1 protein-coding gene and 1 pseudogene are annotated in these 3562 nt (G+C 39.0%); both read right to left on the bottom strand.

All coding sequences use genetic code 11. The features are described 5' to 3' along the window. Window positions 1-109: 109 nt before the first annotated feature. Window positions 110-1700, bottom strand: a pseudogene (locus GQR55_RS19730) (BCCT family transporter). A 168-nt stretch (window positions 1701-1868) separates the two neighbouring features. Then, window positions 1869-3284 (bottom strand): sodium:alanine symporter family protein, encoded by a 1416-nt coding sequence (locus GQR55_RS19725; protein WP_166421932.1) that lies wholly within the window; start codon window positions 3282-3284, stop codon window positions 1869-1871. Between the last annotated feature and the right edge of the window lie 278 nt (window positions 3285-3562).

Raw genomic sequence — 3562 nt, 5'->3', positions numbered from 1 at the left:
CATAATCAAAAGATGATAAGGGTATTGTGAAGCAACCAAAAAATCGGTCAACCGATCAAAAATACCTTAACTGATCGGTGTTAACCCATATAGGCCGCTTTAATAATAGTTACTGTTGTTTAATTTGTGTTTTGTAAATGGGGTACTCACTTAATAAGCCTTGAATGAGAGCAACACACATCAAAATAAGCACAATAGAGAATGGTAGGGCAGTCGTAACGACTCCTGATTGTAGCGCTTGCAATGCTTGTGATCCTCCTACCCAGAGTAATACAGCTGCAATAACCCCTTCAACTGTTGCCCAAAAGATTCGTTGTGGAACAGGTGCATCAATTTTACCGCCAGCTGTAATACCATCTATAACTAGGGAGCCTGAATCAGACGATGTTATAAAAAATACTAAAACTAATGCAATCGACATAATAGATATAAAGCTAGAGAACGGTAGTTGTTCATATACTTGAAATAGTGTTACCGAAATATCAGTTAGACCATTTTGTCCAAGTGGTCCTACTTTATCTATAACTTGGTTTATTGCCAAATACGCCCATCCAAACCAAACTAAGAAGTGTGGGTAGTCCGATAACTACGAGTAAAAACTCACGTACGGTACGTCCTTTGGAAACACGAGCAATAAACATACCTACAAATGGCGACCACGATATCCACCACGCCCAATAAAATACAGTCCACGAGTGCATCCAGTCTTCGTCAGTTCTTCCAAAAGGATTACTTAATGGAATAAAGTGTTCTACATATGCACCAAGGGTGAACCATACGGCTCCAATCGCATCAGAAAAGGTGAGTGCAATAACGGCGAGCAATAAAATAAATGCACAAATCAGATTTATATTACTAAGGACTTTAACACCACCCTCAATTCCTCTCATCACAGAAAAAATAGCAATACATGTTACTAAGCCAATAACTGTAATTTGAAATGCGGTGCCGTAGTCGGTACCTAATAAGTAATTTATACCACTTGTTGCCTGTTGCGCGCCAAGACCTAATGACGTCGCTAAACCAAACAATGTAGAAAGCACAGCTAGTATATCAATGATATGCCCGAGCCACCCCCATGCGCGATCGCCAAAAATTGGATAAAATACAGAGCGTATAGATAAAGGCAATCCCTTATTGAAAGCAAAAAATGCTAAGCTTAATCCTACAACCGCATAGATAGACCAACCATGTAGTCCCCAGTGGTACATCGTTGCGCCCAATGCTAATGAATGTGCTTGCGCTGAATTGGGCTCAGCATTCATTGGCATATGGTACCAACCTGTAAAATAAGCGGTTGGTTCTGCAACTCCCCAAAATAGCAAACCAATGCCCATTCCTGCAGCAAATAACATTGAAAGCCAAGATAAGTAGCCATGCTCTGGTTTAGCTTTTATGCCGCCTAGTCTAATTTTCCCTAAAGGTGAGAGCGCTAAAACAAAACAAAAAATCACAAAGCTATTCGCGACAAGCATAAAGTAGCTATCGAATTGGTTTATGATGGCGTTTTTGGTGGACGTTAAAAAATCTCGAGTGACAGTAGGGTCAAAAACTAAAGTTAGCACGACAAATAATACGACTAAGAAGGCGCTTATCCCGAATACAGGATTATGAATGTCAAATCCCCATTTTTGCACATTATCTTGACCTACCTGATAATCGGTCGTGTCGATACTGTACTTTTTACTCATGTTATCCATTGGTGCTCCTTATTATAGATAACTAATTACGCTTAATTTACGTAGTTAAATATAAAATAGTTTTAAGCTTAATATAAGTTTTTTATTAAAAGTGATGTTTGACATTAAATTGGGTGCGTAAATAAATTATAGAACTAAAAAAGCGAGCCGTAGCTCGCTGTTTGTTGTTTATTTCCAGGCTTCGGGGTCAACCTCTTTATCGAGTTTTGGATGTTTACTTTTATCAAAGGTAGGTATTAGACCTTTCTTGCGTTGCTCGTTATAATCTTTCGACAGCCATACAACAACTCCTGAAAGCATAAATAACGCTATAACGTTTACAATGGCCATTAAACCCATTGATATATCTGCCAGCGTCCAAATTAAACCAAGCTCACCAACAGCACCAAACATCACCATACCTAGAACAACCAGTCTAAAGATAAACATCCCTTTATTAGAGTTGTGCTCTAAAAACATTAAATTTGTTTCAGCGTAAGAGTAATTAGCCACAATAGAAGTAAAAGCAAAAAACAATATAGCAATGGCAATAAAGTAAGTACCCCAGTCGCCGACATGTTCTTGTAACGCCGCTTGTGTAAGTTCAATCCCCATAACACCTGATTCAGGTACTAATTGCTGCGATAACAGAATAAGAGAAGCAGTCGCTGTACAAATAACAATAGTATCAATAAATACACCTAGCATTTGAACATAACCTTGTGATGCAGGGTGAGGAGGGTAAGGCGTTGCAGTTGCAGCGGCATTAGCTGCACTACCCATACCAGCTTCGTTTGAAAACAAACCACGCTTTATACCTTGGATCATAGCTTGCGTAACACCATAACCAATTGCACCTGCACCGGCTTGTTCAATACCAAAAGCACTTTTTACTATAAGTACAATTACATCAGGTAATGCAGTGAAGTTTATAGCGCATACGTAAAGGGCAACTAATAAGTAAGCTAATGCCATAAACGGCACAACCATTTCGGCAAAACGAGAAATCGTTTTCAATCCACCAAAAATAATAATACCAGAGCCGATAACCAAGCAAATGCCTACTATATACTTAGGTACATCAAACGCTACTTCAAATGCTGCAGCAATAGAGTTTGACTGTACTGCGTTAAATACTAAACCAAAGGCTAAAATTAAACATAAGGAGAATAAAGTTCCCATCCAACGTTTGCCTAAACCGTTTTGCATATAATAAGCAGGGCCACCTCGAAAATTACCATCTGCATCTTTTGTTTTATAAGCCTGAGCTAAAGTACTTTCGGCAAAACTGGTTGCCATACCTATTAATGCAATAACCCACATCCAGAAAATAGCACCTGGACCACCTAGATATAAAGCAACAGCAACACCAGCCATATTACCTGTACCAACGCGTGCTGCTAATGAAGTACAAAAAGCCTGAAAGGATGAAATTTCGTTATCGGCACATTTACGAGAACCAAACATAACTTTGAACATATGTGGGAATTGCACAAATTGAATAAAGCCTAGTCGAAAAGTAAAGAAGAGGCCCGCTGCTATTAATAAGTAGACGAGAACTTGCCCCCATAGAAGGGCACTTATACTATTTATTATGTCTGTCATGGATACTGCCTAAATACATGAGTTAAAAAAAGTGACCGCAACTTATCACATCAGGGTAAAAGTGTTTAGTTTTAAAGTTCAAAAGCAGAGTTATCAACAGGGTTTTGTGGGTAACTTGTGCTTATCATGTGTGCTTGCTTGGGGCTTAATTTTAATTACTATTTTATGCAAATAACGCTTGCGTAAAATCCGCCGCTCCCTATAATGCGACCCCACTGAGACGGGAAACGCCAACGCATAGCGAGGCACGAACTACCTCAGAGAGTTAAATAAAACTT

Origin of the sequence: Pseudoalteromonas sp. Z1A8 (assembly GCF_011378855.1) — a bacterium.
GTDB lineage: Bacteria > Pseudomonadota > Gammaproteobacteria > Enterobacterales > Alteromonadaceae > Pseudoalteromonas.
The sequence above is the reverse complement of the archived record's forward strand: the minus strand, read 5'-3'. Positions and strand labels throughout refer to the sequence as shown.